This window comes from Acinetobacter sp. 22512 (assembly GCF_052044755.1).
GTDB classification, from domain to species: domain Bacteria; phylum Pseudomonadota; class Gammaproteobacteria; order Pseudomonadales; family Moraxellaceae; genus Acinetobacter; species Acinetobacter pittii.
The window spans coordinates 139,904-164,285 of the sequence record NZ_JBQENP010000005.1 but is presented as its reverse complement, the minus strand read 5'-3'; the positions used below and the strand labels follow the sequence as shown (position 1 = coordinate 164,285).

19 protein-coding genes and 1 tRNA gene are annotated in these 24,382 nt (G+C 38.7%); 9 read left to right on the top strand and 11 right to left on the bottom strand.

Annotated elements, in window-relative coordinates; genetic code table 11:
- The first annotated feature begins 28 nt into the window (after positions 1–28).
- The 3 genes from gatA to ACTJJG_RS07705 all read left to right on the top strand — a co-directional run bounded on the left by gatA (position 29) and on the right by ACTJJG_RS07705 (position 3,724).
- Entirely contained in the window at positions 29–1,507 is a 1,479-nt protein-coding gene (gene gatA / locus ACTJJG_RS07715) for an Asp-tRNA(Asn)/Glu-tRNA(Gln) amidotransferase subunit GatA (RefSeq protein WP_069119195.1), read from the top strand.
- A complete protein-coding gene (gene gatB / locus ACTJJG_RS07710; RefSeq protein WP_000796643.1) occupies positions 1,507–2,976 on the top strand; it encodes an Asp-tRNA(Asn)/Glu-tRNA(Gln) amidotransferase subunit GatB in 1,470 nt (489 codons plus the stop codon). The genes gatA and gatB overlap by 1 nt, the downstream gene beginning before the upstream one ends.
- Before the next feature lie 169 nt (positions 2,977–3,145).
- Positions 3,146–3,724, top strand: a complete 579-nt coding sequence (locus tag ACTJJG_RS07705; RefSeq protein ID WP_005064406.1) for a DJ-1/PfpI family protein — start codon at positions 3,146–3,148, stop codon at positions 3,722–3,724.
- A gap of 78 nt (positions 3,725–3,802) precedes the next feature.
- Here the strand turns inward: ACTJJG_RS07705 and ACTJJG_RS07700 are convergent, their stop codons facing one another.
- Complete coding sequence (locus ACTJJG_RS07700; RefSeq protein WP_005064404.1) at positions 3,803–4,321, bottom strand: hypothetical protein; 519 nt, start codon at positions 4,319–4,321, stop codon at positions 3,803–3,805.
- Between the two features lie 83 nt (positions 4,322–4,404).
- A complete protein-coding gene (locus ACTJJG_RS07695; protein ID WP_372552772.1) occupies positions 4,405–5,469 on the bottom strand; it encodes a DUF1176 domain-containing protein in 1,065 nt (354 codons plus the stop codon).
- A gap of 124 nt (positions 5,470–5,593) precedes the next feature.
- Between ACTJJG_RS07695 and ACTJJG_RS07690 the strand changes: the two genes are divergently transcribed.
- Positions 5,594–6,343: a DUF4850 domain-containing protein gene (locus ACTJJG_RS07690; protein WP_032070543.1), complete on the top strand. Its 750-nt coding sequence runs from the start codon at positions 5,594–5,596 to the stop codon at positions 6,341–6,343.
- Positions 6,344–6,385: 42 nt separating this feature from the next.
- Here the strand turns inward: ACTJJG_RS07690 and ACTJJG_RS07685 are convergent, their stop codons facing one another.
- From ACTJJG_RS07685 to ACTJJG_RS07655, 7 genes are all read right to left on the bottom strand, one after another.
- A complete protein-coding gene (locus tag ACTJJG_RS07685; RefSeq protein ID WP_372552773.1) occupies positions 6,386–8,434 on the bottom strand; it encodes a M13 family metallopeptidase in 2,049 nt (682 codons plus the stop codon).
- Between the two features lie 266 nt (positions 8,435–8,700).
- Entirely contained in the window at positions 8,701–9,894 is a 1,194-nt protein-coding gene (gene sbmA / locus ACTJJG_RS07680; protein WP_032056664.1) for a peptide antibiotic transporter SbmA, read from the bottom strand.
- A 238-nt stretch (positions 9,895–10,132) separates the two neighbouring features.
- Positions 10,133–11,368 (bottom strand): threonine ammonia-lyase, encoded by a 1,236-nt coding sequence (locus ACTJJG_RS07675; RefSeq protein ID WP_005064397.1) that lies wholly within the window; start codon positions 11,366–11,368, stop codon positions 10,133–10,135.
- Between the two features lie 203 nt (positions 11,369–11,571).
- Positions 11,572–12,546, bottom strand: coding sequence for a patatin-like phospholipase family protein (locus ACTJJG_RS07670; RefSeq protein WP_032056665.1), 975 nt, complete (start codon positions 12,544–12,546; stop codon positions 11,572–11,574).
- A 170-nt stretch (positions 12,547–12,716) separates the two neighbouring features.
- Positions 12,717–14,192, bottom strand: a complete 1,476-nt coding sequence (locus tag ACTJJG_RS07665) for an alanine/glycine:cation symporter family protein (RefSeq protein WP_017482134.1) — start codon at positions 14,190–14,192, stop codon at positions 12,717–12,719.
- Between the two features lie 99 nt (positions 14,193–14,291).
- A complete protein-coding gene (locus tag ACTJJG_RS07660; RefSeq protein ID WP_014207545.1) occupies positions 14,292–14,432 on the bottom strand; it encodes a hypothetical protein in 141 nt (46 codons plus the stop codon).
- A 183-nt stretch (positions 14,433–14,615) separates the two neighbouring features.
- On the bottom strand, positions 14,616–14,819 hold the full coding sequence (locus ACTJJG_RS07655; protein ID WP_005064392.1) for a hypothetical protein: 204 nt from the start codon (positions 14,817–14,819) through the stop codon (positions 14,616–14,618).
- A gap of 510 nt (positions 14,820–15,329) precedes the next feature.
- On the opposite strand from ACTJJG_RS07655, the gene ACTJJG_RS07650 reads away from it, so the two are divergent.
- The gene (locus ACTJJG_RS07650) at positions 15,330–16,037 is read left to right on the top strand and encodes a nitroreductase (RefSeq protein ID WP_002116417.1); all 708 of its coding nucleotides are present in this window, start codon (positions 15,330–15,332) and stop codon (positions 16,035–16,037) included.
- 25 nt (positions 16,038–16,062) lie between these two features.
- Here the strand turns inward: ACTJJG_RS07650 and ACTJJG_RS07645 are convergent, their stop codons facing one another.
- Positions 16,063–17,277, bottom strand: coding sequence for a multidrug effflux MFS transporter (locus tag ACTJJG_RS07645; protein ID WP_014207547.1), 1,215 nt, complete (start codon positions 17,275–17,277; stop codon positions 16,063–16,065).
- Positions 17,278–17,404: 127 nt separating this feature from the next.
- Here ACTJJG_RS07645 and yccS point away from each other — a divergent pair, with 127 nt between their 5' ends.
- From yccS to ACTJJG_RS07625, 4 genes are all read left to right on the top strand, one after another.
- Entirely contained in the window at positions 17,405–19,579 is a 2,175-nt protein-coding gene (yccS, locus tag ACTJJG_RS07640; RefSeq protein ID WP_032070540.1) for a YccS family putative transporter, read from the top strand.
- 100 nt (positions 19,580–19,679) lie between these two features.
- Complete coding sequence (locus ACTJJG_RS07635) at positions 19,680–20,255, top strand: SdpI family protein (protein ID WP_002116136.1); 576 nt, start codon at positions 19,680–19,682, stop codon at positions 20,253–20,255.
- Between the two features lie 155 nt (positions 20,256–20,410).
- Complete coding sequence (locus tag ACTJJG_RS07630) at positions 20,411–22,999, top strand: PepSY domain-containing protein (protein ID WP_032056669.1); 2,589 nt, start codon at positions 20,411–20,413, stop codon at positions 22,997–22,999.
- A gap of 114 nt (positions 23,000–23,113) precedes the next feature.
- Positions 23,114–23,899, top strand: coding sequence for a YdcF family protein (locus ACTJJG_RS07625; protein WP_032056670.1), 786 nt, complete (start codon positions 23,114–23,116; stop codon positions 23,897–23,899).
- A gap of 286 nt (positions 23,900–24,185) precedes the next feature.
- Here the strand turns inward: ACTJJG_RS07625 and ACTJJG_RS07620 are convergent.
- A tRNA-Val gene (locus ACTJJG_RS07620) sits at positions 24,186–24,261 on the bottom strand.
- Positions 24,262–24,382 lie beyond the last annotated feature (121 nt).

Genomic DNA, 24,382 nt, shown 5'->3' with positions numbered 1-24,382 from the left:
CTATTTTGAATGTAAAGAAATTTTACTCATGACTGATTTACATCGCTTATCAATTCGTGAACTTGCTGAGGGCTTAAGCCAAGCGAAGTTTTCATCTCGCGAACTGACTGAACACTATTTAAAACGTATTGCTAAAATTGACCCACTGGTAAAAAGCTACGTGACGGTTACGCCTGAACAAGCGCTTGCTGAAGCCGACGCTGCCGATGCTGCATTAAAAGCGGGTAATGCAACCGCTTTAACGGGTATTCCTCTTGCGCATAAAGACATTTTCTGTACCAAAGGTATTAAAACTACTGCTGGTTCAAAAATACTAGACAACTTCATCTCTCCTTACGATGCAACTGTTGTTGAAAAAACTAAAGCAGCTGGTCTTGTCACTTTAGGTAAAGTGAACATGGACGAGTTTGCGATGGGCTCAACTTCTGAAAGCTCATATGTTGGGGCAACGAGTAACCCATGGGCACTTGACCACGTTCCTGGTGGTTCATCAGGTGGTTCTGCTGCGGCTGTAGCGGCTGATTTAGCACCTTTTGCTACAGGTACTGATACAGGTGGTTCAATCCGTCAACCTGCGTCATTCTGTGGCTTAACGGGCTTAAAACCAACCTATGGTCGTGTATCTCGTTTCGGGATCATTGCTTATGCATCATCTTTAGACCAAGCAGGTCCGATGGCACGCTCTGCTGAAGACTGTGCTTACTTAATGAATGTAATTGCAGGTCACGATGCGAAAGACTCAACTTCGGTTAAAAAAGAGGTTGATGACTACGTTGCAAACTTAAACAACACATCTGTAAAAGGTCTACGCATTGGTATTCCTAAACAGTACTTTAACGTTGCAGGTTTAGATGCAGACGTAAAAGCTCGTGTTGAAGAATCATTGAAAAAACTTGAAGAAATGGGTGCAACACTTGTTGAGATCGATCTCAACATGACTGAAGCTTACGTACCAACGTATTACCTCATCGCGCCAGCAGAAGCGTCTTCTAACCTGTCTCGTTATGACGGTGTTCGCTATGGCTATCGCTGTGAAAACCCAGCTGACTTGATGGATCTTTACAAGCGCTCTCGTTCAGAAGGTTTTGGTCCAGAAGTTCAACGTCGTATTCTCATTGGTACTTACGCGCTTTCTGCGGGTTATTACGATGCTTATTATGTGAAAGCACAAAAAGTACGTCGTTTAATTCAACAAGACTTCTTAAAAGCATTTGAGAATGTGGATGTGATTGCGGCTCCTGCTGCACCAACAACTGCATATAAAATTGGTGCGAACTTAAGCCCAACTGAAATGTATTTAGGCGATATCTATACACTTGCAGTGAACTTGGCAGGCTTACCAGCGATTAACGCTCCTGTTGGTTTTGATAAAGACAGCTTACCTGTAGGCTTACAATTAATTGGTAACTACTGGTCAGAATCACGATTATTGTCGATTGTTCATCAATACCAACAAAACACCGATTTCCATACTCAACGTGCGGCAATTGCTGAGGAGAATGCATAATGGCTGAAGCTCAAAAGTTGAAATTGATTGACGGTTGGGAAGTCGTTATTGGTATCGAGATTCACACTCAGCTTGCAACCAATTCTAAAATTTTCTCAGGTTCATCGACTGAATTTGGTCAAGACCCAAATACACAAGCCAGCCTTGTAGACTTGGCAATGCCGGGTGTATTGCCTGTTTTAAATGAAAAAGTAGTTGATCTTGCAATTCGCTTTGGTTTAGGGATTGATGCCTACATCGACCAAGCATCTGTGTTTGCACGTAAAAACTACTTCTACCCTGACTCTCCAAAAGGCTACCAAATTAGTCAAATGGACAACCCGATTGTGGGCTTGGGTCATATCGACATTCAACTTGAAGATGGTACGACTAAACGTATTGGCGTAACTCGTGCTCACCTTGAAGAAGATGCGGGTAAATCTGTACACGACCAATTTGAAGGTATGTCTGGCATTGACTTAAACCGTGCTGGTACACCTTTGCTTGAAATCGTTTCTGAACCTGACATGCGTTCGGTTGAAGAAGCTGTTGCTTATATCAAAGCAATTCACACATTAGTACGTTGGTTAGGTATTTCTGACGGTAACATGGCAGAAGGTTCATTCCGTGCGGACTGTAACGTATCTTTACGCCGTCCGGGCCAACCTTTTGGTACGCGCTGTGAGCTTAAAAACCTCAACTCATTCCGCTTCATTGAGCAAGCAATCAATGTTGAAATTGAACGCCAAATGGAAATTTTGGAATACGGCGGAAGTATCGACCAAGAAACTCGTTTGTTCGATCCGAACAAAATGGAAACACGCTCAATGCGTTCTAAAGAAGAAGCAAACGATTACCGCTACTTCCCAGATCCAGACTTGTTACCGGTGATTATTGCAGATGAGCAAATCGAAGCTGCTCGCGCTGCACTTCCAGAGCTCCCTGCTGCTCGCCGTGCACGCTTTATCGCAGACTTTGGTGTAACTGAGTACGATGCTCACGTACTTACGCTCTCACGCGAAATGGCAGACTTCTATGAAGCTGTTGTGGCTGCTGCTGGCGGTGCGAAGCAAGGTAAAGTGTCTGCAAACTGGGTAATGGGCGAATTCTCAGGTGCTTTAAACAAAGCAGGCCTAGATCTGGCTGACTCACCTGTTTCTGCTGAACAGCTTGGCGGCATGATTGCTCGTATTGTTGACAACACCATTAGCGGTAAGATTGCTAAACAAGTTTTTGGCTTTATGTGGGAATCGGAAGGTAAATCTGCCGATGACATTATTGCGGAAAAAGGCTTAAAGCAAGAAACTGACACAGGTGCAATTGAAGCGATCATTAAAGAAGTACTTGCAGCCAATGAAAAAATGGTTGAAGAGTACAAGTCTGGTAAAGAAAAAGCCTTTAACGGTCTTGTTGGTCAAGTCATGAAAGCATCTAAGGGTAAAGCCAACCCTGCTCAAGTCAATGAATTAATGAAAAAATTGATTGGTTAATTTGACTAGCCAACTCAAGAAAAAGCCTCGATTTATCGGGGCTTTTTTATATCCGTCTAAAGCATTCTTCGACTAAAGAATGCACTTTTTTCCTAAAAAATTACTCAGTGACTGTGCTAATTTAAATTAATAATTTAGATAAATTATATTTTAAAAAGAGAGATAAATTATGTCTAAAAAGATTTTAATGTTGGTCGGTGACTATGCCGAAGACTATGAAACTATGGTTCCATTTCAGTTCTTAACTGGTTTAGGTTATACCGTGCATGCTGTTTGCCCGAATAAAAAGAACGGCGACCATATTGCAACGGCTATTCATGATTTTGAAGGTGAGCAAACTTATAGCGAAAAACGTGGCCACAACTTTGCGATTAACTATGATTTTGATGCCGTTAATACCGAAGACTATGTAGGTCTAGTGATTCCGGGTGGTCGTGCACCAGAGTATTTACGCATGAATGAACGTATTATCGAAATTGTGCGTGAGTTTGATCGAGTGAAAAAACCAATAGCAGCCGTATGCCATGGCGCTCAGTTACTAGCAGCGGCAGATGTATTACAAGGCCGCCTCTGTTCTGCTTATCCAGCATGTGCTGTCGAAGTAAAATTGGCAGGTGGACAATACGCAGATATTGCTGTGACTGAAGCAGTTACAGATGGTCATTTGGTGACTGCTCCAGCTTGGCCTGCACATCCAGCTTGGTTAGCTCAATTTGTGAAAGTTTTAGGGGCTACAATTACGATCTAAAAAGATCTCTTTATCCCAAATACAATAAAGCCTACTCTTAGATAGCAGGCTTTATTACTAAAATAGAAAACTAGACTTTTATCTTGTAATCCCTAATTTATTCCAAATTTCTGGTGTTAAAAACGTCGTCACCAATTTATTTAAGTCAATATAGCGTAATGTGCCCTGCAACTGCTGTTTAACGGCTGGGTCTTTAACAATATCTTCACCCGCACTTTGACCTAACTGTTGAAAGGCCTCTCCAACTGCCTTCACACCTTCAGCCTGAATTACAGCTTTAGTTTGGGTAGAACATTGCTCCACAATCACACGTTGTAAAACCTGCGCCAGTTTTTGATCTAACTGATCCTTTTGCTCAGGTGTTACATTACTAAATGCTTTTAAATCTGGATGAGCAGCTAAAGCCGTAAATGTCCATTGAAGTACAGTAGTTTTGTCTGAAGCCGTTGTAGCCTTAACTAAACAGTCACTTAACTGATCAACTGTTGGGCCAGCCATCGCAATTTGGGTAGTTCCCAACACAGCAGCAGCCACACATATTGAACGGCTCAGGTGTGAAAACTTACGGCGAACAATAGCGTAAAGATGATGTGACATAGCTCTGGCTCCAATAAACAATCTGTTCTTTTTATCACAGAGTCACCAAAGTTACCTGTTATGACTCTGTAACCGCAAAATACTTATTTCACCACAGACTCTATTCGATCCAGTTCCCACACTCCACCTGCTGCCAAGCCTTTACACATACCCGTCCACATATCCTTAGTATGTACAAAACTCTTGCCATCCCACACCCATTCTTCACTTGCCCAGCAGTCTCCAATGCCTCTTCCCTTTTGAGCACTGCTGATCATACCGCTATCAAAATCTGAAGCAGATTCAGTCACAAACACGGCCTTACCATTTAATGACTCATCTAGCACCCAAGCGCCATATCCTTCGTTATAAGCCCCTCTCCAGCACAACGTAGTCGCCAAAACTTTCTTATTGGTTAGTTTATATATCTCAATTTTTTGTGGTTCAGCTCCATCACTATTACCACCATAAATTCCTTCACAAAAGTCTTCTTTAGGATTCGGATTAGCTACCATCAAGCTACGGTGTATTGCTTGATACTGCTTGCTTTTCAGTTGTAGCGTTAAATAAGGTTTGACTGTAGTTTTAATGCGTTTAACAAGTAGTTTTGGCTCAGGCATAAGTACTTTAGTTTCATTGGCGCTGCCCTTTTTAACCAAAGCACCAACAGTTCCGATACGCTTCTGAAAATCATCCATTTTTAGTAACACAGCAGTCATTCCTGCATCAGAAATTTTCCATTCATGCTGAGCATTTTTAAATACAATTTCGGTCTTCTGTTTGGACTGCTGTAGTAAAGCATTGACTTGTGAGCTGTTGAGTTTACCCATAAGTGGTAACTCAGTACCATCTACAGTCACAGCGCCTAAATCTTTGCCATTTATATAAAAATGAATATTTTTAAGCTGGTTTGCTGGCATGCTTTGCTCATAGTCTGACAAAGCAAATTCAATCTGCACAGGTTGTTTTGGGCCTGTTTTACGTGTTAATAAAATTGAAGCTGGGTTATCACCATTTTCTTCATTTTGATACCCTGCAGCCTTACATGTTCCCGTATTGCTGCAAGAAACTTCCCACTCTTGGTGTGAAAATGAAATACCTTTGATGTCTTGAGCAAAACTATAAGAACTAATTACCGCTAAACAGCAGATTGAAAGCATATTTTTCATTATTTCATATCTCGATAGGTCTGTTTTATTATGAAGTTAATAATAGCGTTAAATTTTGAATTACCGTCTAGTTTAAAAGAATATGCTAGATTTATATAAAATTTAAATTGATTACTTTCTAAAAATGAAAAAACTAAATTTTTTATTATGGGCAACATTAGTCAGCCTAAATTCAACTGCTTATGCAGAAGTAAAAAGCTTTACACCTCATTTTCCAAAGTTTTATAGCTCTGCTGCAACCCGCAAAGCAGATAATCAATTCTACGCTCTAGGAGAGGCAAAGTTTTTAAACGGCGTTGTAGTCCCTTTTTATGGTGTTACTGCACAGAACCCAATGGAGGATGGTTTACTTAAAGATTTTGAAAAATGCACGCCTAAAAGCTGCCGTTTTAATTTTCAACTCGATGCTCAACACGCCAAACAATTAAAACTTCTTGCATTACCTGAAATAGGTTTAATACTTGTTCCACGTAACTGGCAAGATGTTCAAGCAAATGCAGGGGCAAATGGAGCTGGTTTTGCTCTAATAATGAGTCCAGATCAAAAGCAAGCGATTAAGCTTTATGACTCTTCTTTTTGTGTTGGGTGTGGATTACCCAATGCAACGCTTTATTTTCCCGAGCTATTAAAACAAAGTCTGGAAAATGAATTTGGCGGATTTAAAGATCCTAAAAAACTCATCCATATTGTTCACCCTTCTAAAAAAGTGGCTTTTTTTAGTTATCAAATTCCACAAGTGAACAATAAAACCCATGGTATTGCTAAATATTATGATGAAGACACTTTTAACTATAAAGAGATTCAAGTCACCTTAGATAAATCGCAGCAGTCTTTAGTTGGCCCTATCCTTAATTTTTATAATGCAACGCACTAATCCAATACTTATAAAAAAACCCGCTTTCGCGGGTTTTCTTAATCACCAAATAGTTACCCGCTTCTCTGGTGGTAAATACATCTGATCATCTTCGTTTATTTTAAAAGCCTCATAAAATGGTTTTTGATTCATTAAAGCTCCATTGCCACGTACTTTATCAGGAGAGTGAGGATCTGTTTTTAAATAGATAATCGCTTGAGCTTCGCGGGTTTTCGCACGCCAAACTTGAGCCCATCCCATATAAAAACGTTGCTCCCCAGTCTGTCCATCAATTACAGGAGCTGGCTTACCGCCTAGTGCAATTTGGTAAGCCTTATAGGCAATTGCTAACCCAGAGTTATCTGCAATGTTTTCACCTAATGTTAATTCACCATTAACATGATAACCAGCAATCGGTTCATAACGGTTATATTGTTCAATCAACGCTTGTGTTTTAGCTTTAAAATGCTGATGATCTTCAGCATTCCACCAGTTTCTCATATTGCCCAATTCATCAAACTGACTACCCTGATCATCAAAGCCATGACTAATTTCATGGCCAATCACAGCACCTATACCACCATAGTTCACTGCATCATCTGCGTTTATATTAAAAAAAGGCGGTTGTAATATCGCTGCTGGAAATACAATTTCATTCAATGATGGATTGTAATAAGCATTCACCGTTTGTGGTTTCATATACCATTCATCACGATCAACCGGCTTACCCAATTTATTAAGTTCATATTGGTATCTAAACTCACTTGCGCGAATTATATTTCCAACTAAATCATTTTTAGCGATGTGCAGACCAGAATAATTACGCCACTTTTTTGGATGACCGATCTTTATTGACATGTGAGAAAGCTTTTTACGAGCTTGTATTTTCGTCGCAGGACTCATCCAGTCCAATTCTGTAATGCTTTGGTCATAAGCACGAATCAGATTTTGAACCAATAATTCCATCCGTTGTTTTTTCTCAGCAGGAAAGTATTTTTCAACATACAGTTTGCCAATACCATCTCCCAGAATCTTATCAACAAGCTGTACACCCCGCTTCCAACGTGTTTCTTGTTCAGTAATATCTCGAAGTGTCTTGTTATAAAAATCAAATTTATTATCTACAAAAGCGCTATTTAATAATGGAGAAAAATTATTTATCAAATGCAATTTAAAATAAGCTTTCCATATATCTAAGGGTGTATCTTGAATAATTGTATTTAAGCCCTGAAAGTAGTCTGGCTGATTTACCTGAATAGTATCAATTTTTCCTTTTAATTCAGTTGTAGTTAGATAACCTTGCCAATCAAATGCAGGGGTCAATTTATACAAATCTGCGAGTTTATATTTATTGTAGCGTTTTGCAAGATCGCGGTTTTGAACGTTGCTCCACTGTATTCGTGCTAACTGAGTTTCAAGTTTTAAGATTTCCTGAGCATGTTGCGCGGCTTGCGAGTCTCCAGCAAGTGTTAAAGTTTTTTCAATATACTTTAAATACTGTGCACGAGTTTCAATAAATTTTTTATCATCTTTCAAATAATAATCACGGTCAGGTAGACCCAAACCACTTTGCTCCAACCCAGCCACCATTTCAGTAGATTGTTTCATATCCTGTTCAATGCTTAGACGGATTGGGCTATTGACATCAATACGAGCAAAATGTGCCATTAAAATTGCAATTTGATTCTTATTTTTCAATTTATCAATTTGATTTATCTCATTTTTTAGAGGACTAACACCTTGCTTCTCAATACTTTTTTCATCCATAAAGCTAGCATATAGAGTAGCTATTTTCTGCTCTAAACTACCATCCACCCACTTTTGACCAGATAGCTCTTCTACAATTCCATGTACTTGGGTGATTGATAACTCACGGAGCTGATTAAAAGCTCCCCAACTTGCTTTATCAGCTGGGATTTCAGTATTTTTTAACCAAATACCATTTACATGTGAATAAAAATCGTTCTTTTCATTAATAGAGGAATCAATATATTGTTGATCTATACCTGATATTTTTTTGATTTGAGAATTTGTTACTAATTCCGCACGTACCAAATTAGCAGAAGTCATAAGTGCAATCGTAAGAGCACTTTTAAGTAAAATAGATTTCAAAGACTTAACCTCATATTTAAATATTTAATGATCTAAAACAATGGTTTAAAGTGATTATTTTTTATCAATTAAGCGAATGGCAAAATTAAAACCAATATAGAAGCAAGTTTTATACCGCGAAAATATAATATTTTCAAAAATATATTTTTATATAAATCAAAATTATAAACGAAGAAACTTACCAAATCTTTTATTCTACTAAATACTTAATATTCTAAAGATGCCCTGACTTAAACCAAGGCATCTTACAGAGCGATGATTACTTTTTAATTTAAAATTTTCTCAAATATTCTCAAACGCTTATAAATTGAAAGCAGCTCAATAATTGTTTTCCATGAACTAATTAAATATTGGAATGATTCACGGACTTTATCAAAAACATTACCTATTTGCGTAATTAAACCCAATGTCATTTTACCTGCGGCAATAGAAGGGAATAAAACAACTAGACTATATAAAATATCTAATTGGATATACCAAATACTAACTAAATTAAAATAAGAGTAATGCAGATATAAACGGAAATAATTCAGCCTAACACTTGAGAACAATTCTCTTAATGTTTTTGGCTGTGCGCGCTCCTCATGATCCTCACCATAGACAAGTTCTTTACGATAGGCTGCTTCTACTTTTTGATTATTAAACTGTAAACCAGGTAATTTAATACCAACAACCATTAATAGAACAGTACCAAAAACAGCCCATACAATTGCAGCCCAGACCAATGAATGATCAATTTCACCTACAATAGGTAATACTTTAACTTGTTTAGAAAGTTCAAAAAGAATAGGTAAAAAGGCAATTAAAACCATTATAGCCTTAACAAAATTCACTCCCAGATCTTCTAAAACAGAGGCGAAACGCATGGTATCTTCTTGAACACGCTGTGAAGCCCCCTCGATATGACGAAGCTTTTCCCAATGCTCTGTGTAATATTCATTCATTGCTGTACGCCAGCGGAATACATAATGACTAGCAAAAAAAGCATTAATAACAGCTAAAGTCACACCGACCATCGCAATTAAAAGAAATGTAACTGTTCCCATATAAAGTTTATTAATATCACCACCACCGTGATCTAACATACTTTGAATGAGATTATAAAAAGGCCCATACCATGCATTAACAGCTACACTAACCTGAACGCTAAACCAGATATTGAATAAAATAAACGCCGAGCCCCACACAGACCAACGTTGCCAAGGGTTATTCGATATAGTCCTCCAGAAACCAGCAAAAAGCGCAGTAGAGACTAAAAACCAAACATAAAACCATAAGAAAGTGGGAGACCAAAAACGGCTCACACCTAATGGTGGTTGAACATCATGGTAGCCCTTAGCAAAGCCGATAAAAGTTCCCCATGTGTTCCCACCTGAGTACCAGAGCACCATATTGAGCGCGATCCAAATGACCGCAGATATAAAGAAATACCTTGGTGATGGAAAAAATGATTTGAACATTGAGCGTGGATATCCCTATATTTCTTCAAATTTACAATGAAAGGAATACTAAAACCTAAACCTTAAAATTGTGAAGGGTAAAGTTTAGAGAATTGTCAGTTTTTCCTGTTCCATTGAAGGATTTGATCGTTTTTTTGTAAATTAATCCCTTTTTTGGCAATTTAATCCATTTAAATTACCTTGTATATGACTCTTGATAGAGCCATATACAGCTTTTATAACACAGTGATATCAGAGATTAAATCTCTTCTTTACGAACAATATAGCCTTCCAATTGCATTGCTTGAATGAGTAAATCTAGGTCCGAGGCACTTTTTAACTCTACATCAACGCTCACAGCGCTTTCTTTGGCACGGCTTGTTGCCGCAAAGCGTTCATGACGTAACTCATAAATATTACCACCTTGCTCAGCAATAATGGCCGTTAAACGAGCTAAAGCACCTGGATTGTCTGGTAATTCAACACGAATACGAACCATACGACCTGTACGGGTTAAATGGCGTTGTAATACAGAGACCATAACACGTGTATCAATATTGCCACCTGACAGCACCACGCCCAATTTATGACCTAAAAACAGATCGGGACGCGACATAATTGCAGCAATACCTGTTGCCCCCGCTCCTTCACATACTGTTTTTTCAATATTAAGTAAGAGTGCAATAGCCTCTTCAATCATGTCTTCAGTGACAACGACAATGTCATCAACATATTCTTTAGCAACTTGGGTCGTAAGCTCACCTGGAGTTTTTACCGCAATGCCCTCAGCAACAGTAGAGCCCATTGAAACCGCATGTTGATAATTACAAAGTAGTTTTGCCATACTTGGGTATACAACTGATTGCACCCCAATAATTTTAATTTTTGGATTGATCGCTTTAGCAGCAATTGCAATACCAGAAATTAAACCACCACCACCAATTGGCACAACCAAAATATCCAGATCAGGCACAGCCGCAAGCATTTCAAGTGCAATGGTGCCTTGACCCGCAATAATTTCAGCATCATCAAATGGGTGGATAATCGTTAAAGATTCTTCTTGTGCAACACGATGCATTTCAGCAGCAGCTTCTGAAAAGTCCTGCCCATGCAAAATAACGCGCGCACCATACTCACGTACTCGTTGCACCTTAACATTTGGTGTAGATTTCGGCATTACAATAGTTGCAGTCACACCTGTCCGCTGAGCATGGTAGGCTACACCTTGTGCGTGATTGCCTGCCGAAGCTGCAATAACACCATGTTGCTTTTCTTGCTCAGATAAACACAACAGTTTATTCAGAGCACCCCGCTCTTTAAATGAAGCTGTAAATTGTAAGTTTTCAAATTTCAACCACATCTCAGCCCCTAAGGTTTTAGAAATGGTCTCTGAGAAAACAAAGGGAGTTTTTACAACTAAACCCTCCAAACGCTCTGCGGCAGCATGAACATCATCTAATGTTGGAAAGCCATTTTTAACCTGTTGCTGTATCATTTATCCAGTCAGCCTCAATACACTACAAATCAATTATTTTTAAAAAACGGCAACAATATTTCATATTAACCATTAGAGTTTTCAGCATATCCAACATATCTCTAATATACAAAAAATTTTATTCCAAAAATTGAAGGTTTAGACTTCCATAAAAAAATCCCTATGTGGGCTTTTTTTATAATTTTCAGAATATTAACGTTTATTTATTGGCTTTGAGCACTCAAGCCTTCCGTAGACATATTTTGTTCAGCTATTTTTTCATCAATAGCAAACTGAATATCAGAAAGCTTGGCATTAGCTGCATCTATACCAGATTTCATAGTAGCTTCACGGCCTTTGACATCAAAAATATGTGCTTTTTCTCTTAAATCTGGCTGAATAACAACATCTGCATATTGCAATTCTTCTGCTGCCAAACGCCCTTGCATGATATTAATATTCTGATTAAATAGTCCCCAGACATTCGAAGTTTCTGTGTAAATAGGTTGAGCTAGAATATCAACTGCAATAATGACATCAGCACCTAAATCACGAGCCACTTCAACTGGCACAGGACTCACCAACCCACCATCTACATATTCAGATTTACCAATTTTAGTCGGCACAAACATACTCGGAATCGAAGCAGAGGCTCTTACGGCTTGACCGGTATTGCCGTAGTTAAATACGGTCTTAGTGCCATGCTTTAGTTCAGTTGCCACCACATACATTGGAATCTTCATTTTTTCGAGTGGCATGTTATTTACTTGCTGGTTAACGTAGTTCTCTACTTTTTTACCATCAAAAAAACCTTTTAATCCGATACTAATATCACGGACGTCACCAGCTTTCATTTTTAAAGCAGTATCACGCAGCTCAGCAGGTGTTTTACCACTCGCATAAATTGCCCCAACAATACTACCGGCACTCGTACCTACAATAAAATCCGGGCGAATACCATGTTGTTCTAAAACTTCAATCACCCCAATATGAGCATAACCTCGTGCTCCACCGCTACCCAATACAAGCGCAACAACAGGACGTTTTTGCATTTTTTTAATTCTTGCAAAAGGTTGATCGACAGGACGAGCATAAGCTTCTGTCATTTGCGGTTTTAGAGCAGCAGACAAGTGTGTGGTGGTCTGGCATCCCGCCAACACCATAGAGAGTCCGAGAACCCACAATTTAAGCTGTTTCATGGCCCATCTTCGTACTATGAGGTTTAAGTTCGGATTGCAATTTTAGTTGCTACTTTCGTGAAAAGCTGTAGTGAATTTATTTAATTTGTCATGTTTAAAATTTAGACTCAAGTATTTTATTTATCGCCTATATGAAAAAGGCCCCTTATGTATAAGAGGCCTTTTGAAACTTACCAGATATCTGAATCAACTTTTTTCTTCAATTCCGGATACTTGTCAATTTTAAACTCAGGCTCTTTAATGCCTCGTTTCAATTGCTCGCGGTAATCTTTTAACAAAGTGCGTGCCATTGGCGTTAATAGTAAAATTGCAATCAAGTTAATGGTTGCCATGATACCCATAAACAAGTCAGCCATTGACCAAACGAGTGGAACACTACCGATTGCACCGAAGTACACCATCACCAATACGAAAATTCGGAAGATGAACATGACTTTCGGGTTGTTATTAATAAACTGTACATTACCTTCTGCATAAGCATAGTTACCTAATACAGCTGAATAACAGAATAAGAATAATAGAACTGCAAGGAAATCAGATCCCCAATGCCCAACTTGAGTTTCTAAGGCACGTTGTGTTAATTCAACACCAACAAAGCCTGCGTCTTGGTATACGCCAGAAACTAAGATGATGATTGCAGTACTCGTACATACAATGAACGTATCTACGAATACACCAAGCATTTGTACTAAACCTTGGTTTACAGGGTGTTTTACATCAGATGCAGCAGCTGCGTTTGGCGCAGACCCCATACCTGCTTCGTTTGAGAACAAACCACGTTTAATACCTTGCATCATTGCCATTGACACTGCCGCACCGAAGAAACCACCTGCCGCAGCATTGAAGTGGAAAGCTTCAGTCACAATCAGCTTTAAAATATCAGGCAAAATTGCATAGTTGCTTAATGCGATATATAGAGCAACGGCTAGATAAAGACCTGCTTTTAAAGGTACAAACATCTCTGCAAATTTAGCGATACGTTTAATACCACCAAAAATTGCCAATGCAACCATAACAACAAGCGCAAGGCCAACCCATGAAATTTCTAGATCAACACCACCTAAATGAGCAATAAGATTAGCTTTGTCCCAACCCCAAGCATGTGAAGAAGCATTCGCAATCGCATTAATTTGGACTGAGTTGAATACGAAACCGTAGGTAAAGATGAGTGCTAGTGCGAAAACCACACCAAAGGTTTTACTGCGTAAGCCTTGGGTAATATAGTAAGCTGGTCCACCGCGGAACTGTTTAGTCTTGTTATCTCGAACTTTAAAAAGCTGAGCAAGTGTAGACTCAATAAAAGCAGAGCTCATACCAAGTACAGCAGTTACCCACATCCAGAACACAGCGCCAGGGCCACCAATTGCAATCGCAATTGCCACACCTGCAATGTTACCCACCCCAACACGGCTCGCAAGACCCGTTACAAAAGCTTGGAAAGGTGTAAGTCCATGCTCATCTTCGCCTTCTGTACGGCTGCTTTTCATGACACGGATACTTTGCAAGAACATGCGGATCTGCACTGCCCCTGTTAAGACCGTATAAAAAATACCGACAGCCAGCAAGAAAATAACCAGAAAATCCCATAAAGGATCATTAAAAAATTGTACCCACGACATCAGTGTGGCATTGAGTTGTTCATTCATACTCGGTCCGCTTACGTTCTTGCTAATGTGCTAATAGCACAAGCCAAAATACTGCAATAAACAAAAAAGCCCCTCAAAATAGGGACTTCTTCAGTACATTTAAGGAAAAACTTTTAATGTCACTTGAATAGCAATTAACGTCACAAGTTTAAGCAACATAATGCCCAGCACTAAGCCTTTGAAGGTCGCATGAGAGAAAGCACCCTTCAGATAAAATGAATTCATCGCACCACTGAACATATTCCCATTTGGGTGAACAGAATGCATCGACTCGGCTACAAACTTGGAAACTAACAAATGACCACCGCTAAATCAGCTCGTTTAATGATTCCCATCAATTAATCGAGTTATAAAAATCTGGATTTAAGCCAATAAGCATATTTACATATACTTGAGAGCGAATGTCTAAAATGGATATGAATTTCAAAGACTGTAACGAGCCATCGCCATAACGCGGCTATCTGCGCCCTTTTCCCTCTGATTGGAGAAGAGTGCATTTAGATCTGTACCAAGCTGTTGTATTTCTTGTGGCTCAGTAGTTGCGTGAGTTACGTTCATTTTCATGGTTGCAATGGTAATCGCCAATCCTTGTTTCATGAACTGCTTGTTGATGAGCGGTAAACTCATGTAAAGCTCCTTATTCCTCGTGTATTTCTCCATTTCTACATTCAAATCCTTTTTGTAAAGGGATTTTGTATGCAGCCATTTCTTTCCTAACATGAGTATGGAGAAATCATACCTGCGTAAAAAAGTCGGTATTATGCAGAAATTTAAAATTTTGTGTATGTTTTTCATTAAAAATTTATGTTATTTCTGATTATTTTTTATCCAAAACCATCTGTTTTTTACTGTTTTTAAACATATTATACCTTTTTTTCAATTGAGTGATTTTTAATCCAACTGATGCTATAAATTTATTTTTATAGTCAAAAACATCATACTTTTTTGTCTATTTAGATCTAAAATGGCATATTCACATTAGAGTTAATTAGACATTATATCCAAACTAAACACATCATCATATCTTTAAGGATATCCCTTTTCTAATATTTTTTGCTTATAAATGAAGTACTTTCAAAACATGAAATTAAACTTCAAAAAAGTATTAAGTATTTAAGAAAAGATATAGGAGTACGCATGAATCTGGAACAAGTTCGTCTCGTTGATGAAGCTATCACTTCTCGACATTCTGTCCGCGCTTTTTTAAATACTCCAATTGAGCCAGAAGTCATTAAAGATATATTACGAGTCGCAAGTCGAGCACCTTCTGGAACGAACACCCAACCATGGAAAGTCTATGTGGTCACAGGTAAAAAGCGTGATGAAATGGTTGAACGTGTCTGTGCTGCACAAATTGAAGTTTCAAAAAATCCTGAACTAGCAGAACAATATAAAGAAACTTTTGCCTATTACCCTGAAAAATGGATATCCCCTTTTATTGACCGCCGCCGCGAGAATGGCTGGGGACTCTACGGTTTACTCGAAATCAAAAAGGGCGAAAAAGAAAAAATGGCTGAACAGCAGCTACGTAATTTTAAATTGTTTGATGCACCAGTCGGCCTTTTCTTTACCGTAAATAAAACGATGGGAATCGGCTCTAAAATGGATATCGCAATGATGATCCAAAACGTGATGGTCGCTGCCAAGGCACGTGGTTTAGATACATGCCCACAAGCAGCTTGGAATCATTTTCACCCTATTGTTTTAGATATAGTAGGTGCATCAGATGACGAAGAACTGGTATGTGCAATTGCATTAGGTCATGCCGATCCTAACCACATTGTAAATACCTTTATTACACCTAGAGAACCTGTTGAAAATTTCACAGTTTTTCTAGACGAATAAGCTATAAGTGGCTATTCTCTAAAAGCTATGAGAATGGCTTGGTTTTGACCTGTTGTGTCGCTTTCAATACGACAATAAAACCACTTAGTGTAAATAACACCATCATTACGCCCATATTGAGCGATGCGGACCAAATCAGGAAGTTAAGAAGCACGCCACCTAAAAGGCCACAAGCGAATTGCATACTTCCCATAATTGCACTTGCTGTCCCAGCGCGAGCACCTTGTTTGGACATTGCTAACGCCATAGCATTTGGGCCTGTTAAACCAATGCCTGAAATAGCTAAAAATAACCCTACCATAACAAGCCATAAAGGCGCTGCAGGGATTAAACCAGCAATAAATACAATGATGGCTCCAGTCACTTGCACAAGGGAACCCGATTTTAAGCGTTTGGTAATTTCAACACGTGTTGTTAAATGCTTGTTTAAAGAAGACATCAACATGATGCCAAAAGCATTTAGTCCAAATACGTAAGCAAACTCTTGCTGATTAAGTCCGTACTGGTCCATAAACACTGCAGGTGCTGAACTGATATAGCAAAATAATGCAGCCCCCGTTAAACAGCCTGCAAACATAGGTAAGCGGAAACTCGCATCTTTGAAAATAGCTCCATATAAAGTCACCACTTGATAGAGTGATAGCTTAAGCCTTTTATCATTTGCCAAAGTTTCTTTAAAAAAGAAATGTACGCACAGCCAACACAGCGCACCCACAATTGAAAGCGCAATAAAAATAGCCTGCCACGGAAACCAAATTAAAATCCATGCTCCGATCATAGGAGCCAAAATTGGTGCAAGTCCCATGACAATCATCATGCTTGAGAAAGCTTGTGCAGAGCCTTGAACGTCCAATTTATCGCGTATTGCTGCACGAGCCATGACTACGCCAACACAACCACCTAAAGCTTGTAAAATACGGGCCGCAATCAAGCTCCATTCATTAGTAGCCATTACACAAAATAAGCTTGCGACTGCATAAAGCGCGAGGCCAAAGTAAAGTGGTTTCTTTCTACCGATACGATCGCTTAAAGGACCATAAACCAACTGCCCAATGGCTAAACCAAAAAAATAAGCTGGTAGTGTATTTGCCACCATTTGCGTACTTACCCCAAAATCATGGGCCATTTGTGGTAACGCAGGTAAGTACATATCAATGGATAACGGCCCTAAAGCCGTAAGTAAAGCGAGCAACATAATCCAGCCAATAGAGTATTGACGCTGGGCTGTTTGTTCAGACATAACGATATTTCATTTTTCACTCATTTGCATACAGACAAGCTTACACTGTCTATCGTATGATTTGTGCAACATTGGTGTAGAAATACACAAATCCTTTATCACTCAGGTTGATCAGCAAGGACTTCATTTGAAATCTTGGTTTAAACGCCTAAAAAGAGCGACTTATAACACAACATTTATGTATAACGTGCGAATGCTGATAGCCTTTTCAGGAACTGCTTTCGTGCCTTATTTTTTAGGCTATCAATTAGCAACTATTCCACTCACTTTAGGTGTAGTCGCAGCAGGTTTGAGTGATATTGATGATCGCTTTTCCGTGCGAATCATGAACCTAATTTATACTTATATTGGGTTCTTCGTTACCGCAGCTTCTGTACAACTACTTTTCCCCTACCCAATGGCTTTTGCTTTAGGGTTGATTGCTTCATGTATTGGCTGGATTTTACTAGGTTCATTAGGACGTCGTTACGCCACTATTTCTTATGGCTGTTTGGTTGTTTCGGTCTATACCATGTTGGGTGTTCACCTTTTTGATCACTGGTATATTCAACCTGCTCTTTTAGTTGCAGGTGCTGCTTGGTATGGCGTCATTGCTACTATTAGCTTTTTACTATTTCCGGTTCGCCAACTTCAAGATAAACTCGCAGCGTCTTATGCATCTCTAGGTGATTTTCTATTTGCAAAATCAAATTTATTTGATGTAGATATGACTCCTGCCAGCTATCAGCAAAGTATGATTGAGCTGTCATTAGAAAATGGTAAGTTAATTACGATTTTTAACGACTTAAAAACAGCTTTATTGACTCGTTTAAAAGGTGACCGTGGGCAAAAAGATACACGCCGAAGCTTACATTATTATTTTGTCGCTCAAGACATTCATGAGCGTGCTGACTCAGCCCATATCGACTATCAAAAGTTAGCCAAAATTTTTCAGCACAGTGATATTTTATTTAGATTTCAACGAATTTTGGCGGTTCAAGGCAAAGCTTGCCAAGAGTTAAACGAATGTATTTTACAACGCAAACCTTATAATCATAACAAACGCTTCAAGCAGAGTTTTGAGAACTTAAGACTATCTTTAGAGAAACTAAGACGTGATCAGCATTATGATCTGTTATGGGTAAATGCTCTCTTCGCTTTATACCAAAATTTAAAATCTATCGACTCTCAGTTACTCAACTTAGAAACGGAACAACACATTCAGTCTGATAAAGTTAAACAAGCAGAGAACCAGCTTAAAGATGATGATTTACAAGGATGGAACGATATTGTCATCCGAATAAAGCAAAATCTAACTCCTGAATCTGTACTTTTCCGCCATGCAATTCGCGTCTCAATTGTTCTTTTTATTGGGTATGTGCTGATTCAAATGACCAATATCGAGTACGGCTATTGGATTATGCTTACAGCCCTATTTGTAAGCCAACCTAACTTCAACGCAACCAAACGTCGCTTACGCTTACGAATTGTCGGAACATTAGTCGGAATTATTGTTGGTCTTACCATTGTATTTCTCGTGCCTTCCGTCGAAGGACAACTATTAATGTTGATCTTGAGCGGGGTACTGTTTTTTGAGTTACGCAGTAAGCAATATGCTCAAGCAACCGCATTTATTACAATTTTGGCATTAATTAACTTTAATCTAGATGGCTCGGCAATGGCTGCTGCTATTCCGCGATTTGTAGATACTTTAATTGGATGTGCCCTAGCTTGGTTTGGGGTGACATTTATTTGGCCTGACTGGAAATTCCGACGCTTACCTCGCAACATCAGACGTTCATTACAAGCTCAATGCAATTATTTAGCTGAAGTTGTTAAACAATATCATGAAGGCCGCAATCATGCGTTGAATTACCGTATTGTAAGACGAGCTGCTCATAATACAGATGCCGAGGTTGCTTCACTTATTTCAACTTTAGCAACAGAGCCAGACTTTGACCCTACCCGTAAGTCGGATATCTTTGAATTTTTATGTTTAAACCATACATTTTTAAGTTATATCGCCGCACTTGGAGCACATCGAGAAAGCATTCAAGATCAAGCTGTTCTTAAACTCTTAGACCAAGCGCTAGATGATATTCAGGGTGCATTATTAAGAGATGAGATGCCTGATCTTACAGCACAAAATATGCTCCAGACGATACGTCAACGTTTGAGTCAAAATAATGAAGAGGACCAGAAATCACTCATTATTTTACAGCAGCTATCACTCATGCTTGGTGTATTGAACCGTTTTAGTATGCTAAAACAACGCCTAAGTCATGATCTTGATAATGATGCCAGCGAGCTTGCATCGTTATAAATTTGAGTCGGAAATTAGTATGAAATTGGCATAATATCCTTTCCTGACTTATGCCAATTAATGCTAAACTTAAAACAGTTTACAATTTGTTATTTGCACTATGACCGCGAAAACTTTATACGCTTATACGCTTCAGCCTGTTCCCTATGATGTGTCAGAAGCTGAACAACGTAATGCACAGCTTCTTATCTGGCGCAGCACCAATAAAATCAGCACAAAAATTTGGGCAATTATGGGTGTCGTTTTAGCCCTAGCTATATTAGGTCTTATTTTTATTAAGAACTACTCTACTGTTTTTTGCTGGGTTGCTATTGTCGCTGTTGTACTTTACTACCTAGGTCGTAAATACGGATTAGAGTGGTACGTTAAACGCAAAATGAATGAATTTCCGGTACAGGAAATCAAAGGTATTCGTTTAGGTGTGCAGCCTCATGGTATTGTGATGCGTCAACAAATGGGCTTACAAGAAGGCGTAGGTACTATTGGATGGAAAAATATCTACGAATGGTACAATACACCTGATTTTATTTTGGTCAATTTCAAAGTAAAAGATCCAAAAGGCCAAGAACAACAAGGTGCTTATATCCTACCTAAGCGCATGGATTCGAAAAACTTCTCGTTCAACACAATTCGCACACACTTAAAAGAATCTGTAGGCGAACCAAAAACCTTGTAATTCTAGATTTTATAAAAAGCCTCCTTAGGGAGGTTTTTTATTAAGCTAAAAATAAATGATAATGAAAATTAATATTATCTCCAAAATCCATATTATCTCCCCAATCTTCGGCTATACTTCGTTACAAGATCTCCATCATATTTACATTTTCGACCATGTTTAAAAAAATTTTATTTCAAATTCATTGGTTTCTGGGTATCACTGCTGGCCTCATCTTATCCATTATGGGTGTTACAGGGGCAATTTATTCTTATGACCAACAAATTTTAAAATGGGTGAATTCTGATAGTTATGTTGTTCAAGCTGAAAACACTCCAAAATTAACTCCTGCTCAGCTTTACCAGCATTTCAATACAACCCAACCTGAAATCAAAATTAATAGCATTACGATCGCCAAGGACCCCACCTCTTCTTCTGTGGTGAATATTGAAAAAGAAGGTGAACGCCGTGGCTATAATATGATGGTGAACCCTTATAACGCTGAGATTCTTCCAGATGTTAAAGGCCGAAAGTTGTTGTTACTCATACAACAAATTCATCGTAATTTAACAGCAGGTGAAGTTGGTAAACAAATTACTGGTGCCTGCGCACTCATGCTAATTTACTTCGTACTCAGTGGGTTATATTTACGTTGGCCTAAAAAGCACTCTGCTCGTCAATGGCTTGCTGTTAAACCGAAACTCAAAGGCCGGAATTTTATTTGGGATCTACATGCTGTTGTCGGCACATGGGTCATTGTTTTTTATCTTCTTTTCGCATGTACAGGCCTATATTGGTCTTATGATTGGTGGCGTAGTGGCATGTTCAAAGTGATGGGAGTTGAACAACCTAAACGACAAGATCATGGCGCTGCTCCTCAAAATCAAAATCGTGGAATGCAGCAAGGTAAACAATCTGACCGTAATAATGATAAAAAATCAGAGCCTCAATTAGATAATACTCAACTCATTACAGCACTTAATCAAACATGGAGTGGCTTCAATAGTCAGGTTGGACGTGATTATTCGACTCTAACATTAAGCTTACCGAAAAAAGATGATGGAAAAATTGAGTTAACCTTTGTCGATGCTACCCCACAACACGAACGGGCACGTAACCAAGCCATCTATAATTATCAAACTGGCAACATCGAAAAGATGGAGCTTTACGAAGACAAAAAGCTTAATCAAAAGATTATGAGCAGCATGTTACCCGTACACCGCGGTAGCTTCTTTGGACCAATTTATCAATTCGTTGCGATGCTTGCTTCTCTAGCAATGCCTTTGTTCTTGGTTACTGGGTGGATGCTGTATCTTAAACGCCGTAAACAGAAAAAATTAACACAGGCGGCTCGTCAGTCTTTAGCAGGACAATACATTGATCCAAATGCAAAGCCTTGGCTTATTACTTATGCAACTCAAACAGGCGTAGCTGAACAACTCGCTTGGAGCACGGCAACAAGTTTACAAGAAGCTCATCAACCTGTTCAGGTAAAACCTGTACAGCAACTAACACAAACTGATTTAGAGCAACATCAACAGGTTTTATTCGTGATCAGTACTTATGGTACTGGTGATGCTCCTGATCTTGCTACAAGCTTTGCTAAAAAACTTTTAAAATTGAATGTGGATCTTAAGCACATCAACTATGCTGTTCTAGCGCTGGGCTCTAAAGAATATCCAGACACTTATTGTAGTTTTGGCCATGCAGTAGATGCTTGGCTTAAAGCAAATGGTGCCCATGCTCTCTTCAATACAATTGAAGTTGATAATGCAAACCCATCGGATATTCAAAATTGGAATCAATCTCTCGCTAAAGCAACCAAATTAGATTTACATGCTGTAAATCTGGAAAAAGTATTTGATAGTTGGACATTGCAGCAACGTGATTTACTCAATCCAAATAGCTTAGGTCAGCCTGCTTATAATATTGAACTTAAAGCAAATCATGAAGCGATATGGCAAGCGGGTGATATTGCTGAAATCCAGCCTGGTAATAGTCCTGAGCGCATTCATGCTTTTTTGCAAAAGCATCATATTCTTAAAAATTCAAAAGTTGATTCATTGCAGATTTCAATCGAAAAAGCACTTTGGAATAAAGATTTAACTGGTGAAATTGAACCATTTGCCAATTTGGATCATTTATTAGAGCAGCTCCCAACACTACCAACGCGAGAGTATTCGATTGCGAGTATTCCTTCTCAGCAAGTCCTTCGTTTGGTTGTACGCCAACAATATGATGCGTCTGGCAACTTAGGTTTAGGTTCAGGTTGGCTTACTCAATATACGCAAGTTAATAATGAAATTGCCTTGCGTATTCGTACCAATGAATCATTCCATCTTATTGATGACAACCGCCCTATTATTTGTATTGGTAACGGAACAGGTATTGCTGGCTTAATGAGCCTATTACACACCCGTACGCGTCATGATTACACTGAAAACTGGTTAATTTTTGGTGAACGTCAAAGAGCATGTGATTTCTTCTATGCATCAACTATTGAAGCATGGAAAACCACAGGAATGTTAAAACGCCTCGATTTAGCATTTTCCAGAGATCAAGAACAACGCATGTATGTTCAAGATGTAATCCGTCAGAATGCAGCAGAATTAGTAAGCTGGGTAGAACGCGGTGCTGTTCTGTATGTATGCGGTAGTATTGATGGTATGGCAAGTGGAGTCGATCAAGCACTTATCGAAATTCTAGGTGAAGAACAGGTAGATGATTTAAGACAACAAGGCCGTTACCGCCGTGATGTTTATTAAAGATCAATAAAAACTAAAACCGAGTAATAGCTTAAATGCTTTACTCGGTTTTTTATTGCATTCAGAATGATTTTGCATACACTGTCTGCAATTTAAATTGCAACTCTAAGCACAATGCAAGTCAGTAAGTGGATCCGTATTTTCCTAGCAATCATTGGTTCGATTTTATTTCTAGATGGATTAGTTCTAATTTGTCTCAATAAAATTAATGTAGGAACCGTTATTCCTTTAATTCTAGGTGCTTTCTTCTGCCTATATTCCTTATTTTATTATCATTTAGAACGCTTTTTCTTCTATCACTATCGCTTACACACACTTTGGCGTTTTGGATGGTTATGCTTCTGGATATGGTTAATTGGCTTAGGCTATTTCTTTAGCTTTATTAAAGAAAATAAAGATACTTCAAATAATATTCCTCCAGTAAAAGCAATTATTGTCTTAGGAAGCGGTGTTGAGAATGGTCAGCCATCCACAATTCTTGCAAAACGTTTAGATACGGCCGCCCCTCTAGCCCTAAAACAGCAGCAAGCACAGATTGTTCTAACAGGTGGTCTTGATTTTTCAGAAAAAGAAAGCGAAGCATTGGTTATGTCTCGTTATCTTGAACAAAAGTATCATATCGCAAGAGATCAAATGATCCTTGAAGATAAAAGTACCAGCACAGAGCTTAACTTAAAAAATAGTAAACCCTTATTAGAACAGCACCACATTACCTTAGACCAGCCAATCGCTATTGTGACAAGTGATTTTCATATTCCTCGAGCAATAGCAATTGCAAAAAAACAGGGCTATACCCAAGTTTATGGGGTAGCGGCCGAGACACCATTAGCTACTCGCTACAATGCATGGTTACGTGAATATTTCGCGTATACGAGTGGATGGCTTTTAAACGAATATTAAAAATAATTTAATAAAAAACTGCTATTTAAAAAATAGCAGTTTTTTTATTTGTAAAAATATTAGTGATCTGTACAAATACAAAGTTGATCTAAGCTGAAGATCATAAATTGCAGGTTAGATTCATATCTTTAGCCACTAATAAAGAAATTTAATAAGGAGGAGGAAGCCCATCAACAGCAAGAGTAAAAAAACACTAATGCTAAAAAATTAAGAACTAGCGATCAATAAAAAGAATAACTTAAAGATATTATGAATTTAGGAGATTTTAAATTTCTGATAGAAATTATGGTGGGCGCTGACGGGATCGAACCGCCGACATTCTGCTTGTAAGGCAGACGCTCTACCAACTGAGCTAAGCGCCCTTAATGAGAAAAGATAGCGAATGTATCTTTATACTCTACATTCTCTAGACAAGGGAATCAAGAGAATGGCGCAGCGGACGGGGCTCGAACCCGCGACCCCCGGCGTGACAGGCCGGTATTC

What these genes read in the sequence shown, in the direction of transcription:
- gatA (WP_069119195.1), top strand. Translation starts at nt 29, where the DNA reads ATGACTGATTTACATCGCTTATCAATTCGTGAACTTGCTGAGGGCTTA.
- ACTJJG_RS07635 (WP_002116136.1), top strand. Translation starts at nt 19,680, where the DNA reads ATGACCGCGAAAACTTTATACGCTTATACGCTTCAGCCTGTTCCCTAT.
- ACTJJG_RS07660 (WP_014207545.1), bottom strand. Translation starts at nt 14,432, where the DNA reads ATGTTCAGTGGTGCGATGAATTCATTTTATCTGAAGGGTGCTTTCTCT.
- ACTJJG_RS07625 (WP_032056670.1), top strand. Translation starts at nt 23,114, where the DNA reads ATGCAAGTCAGTAAGTGGATCCGTATTTTCCTAGCAATCATTGGTTCG.
- ACTJJG_RS07665 (WP_017482134.1), bottom strand. Translation starts at nt 14,192, where the DNA reads ATGAATGAACAACTCAATGCCACACTGATGTCGTGGGTACAATTTTTT.
- sbmA (WP_032056664.1), bottom strand. Translation starts at nt 9,894, where the DNA reads ATGTTCAAATCATTTTTTCCATCACCAAGGTATTTCTTTATATCTGCG.
- ACTJJG_RS07705 (WP_005064406.1), top strand. Translation starts at nt 3,146, where the DNA reads ATGTCTAAAAAGATTTTAATGTTGGTCGGTGACTATGCCGAAGACTAT.
- ACTJJG_RS07655 (WP_005064392.1), bottom strand. Translation starts at nt 14,819, where the DNA reads ATGAGTTTACCGCTCATCAACAAGCAGTTCATGAAACAAGGATTGGCG.
- ACTJJG_RS07650 (WP_002116417.1), top strand. Translation starts at nt 15,330, where the DNA reads ATGAATCTGGAACAAGTTCGTCTCGTTGATGAAGCTATCACTTCTCGA.
- ACTJJG_RS07695 (WP_372552772.1), bottom strand. Translation starts at nt 5,469, where the DNA reads ATGAAAAATATGCTTTCAATCTGCTGTTTAGCGGTAATTAGTTCTTAT.
- ACTJJG_RS07645 (WP_014207547.1), bottom strand. Translation starts at nt 17,277, where the DNA reads ATGTCTGAACAAACAGCCCAGCGTCAATACTCTATTGGCTGGATTATG.
- ACTJJG_RS07700 (WP_005064404.1), bottom strand. Translation starts at nt 4,321, where the DNA reads ATGTCACATCATCTTTACGCTATTGTTCGCCGTAAGTTTTCACACCTG.
- ACTJJG_RS07690 (WP_032070543.1), top strand. Translation starts at nt 5,594, where the DNA reads ATGAAAAAACTAAATTTTTTATTATGGGCAACATTAGTCAGCCTAAAT.
- ACTJJG_RS07630 (WP_032056669.1), top strand. Translation starts at nt 20,411, where the DNA reads ATGTTTAAAAAAATTTTATTTCAAATTCATTGGTTTCTGGGTATCACT.
- gatB (WP_000796643.1), top strand. Translation starts at nt 1,507, where the DNA reads ATGGCTGAAGCTCAAAAGTTGAAATTGATTGACGGTTGGGAAGTCGTT.
- ACTJJG_RS07675 (WP_005064397.1), bottom strand. Translation starts at nt 11,368, where the DNA reads ATGATACAGCAACAGGTTAAAAATGGCTTTCCAACATTAGATGATGTT.
- ACTJJG_RS07670 (WP_032056665.1), bottom strand. Translation starts at nt 12,546, where the DNA reads ATGAAACAGCTTAAATTGTGGGTTCTCGGACTCTCTATGGTGTTGGCG.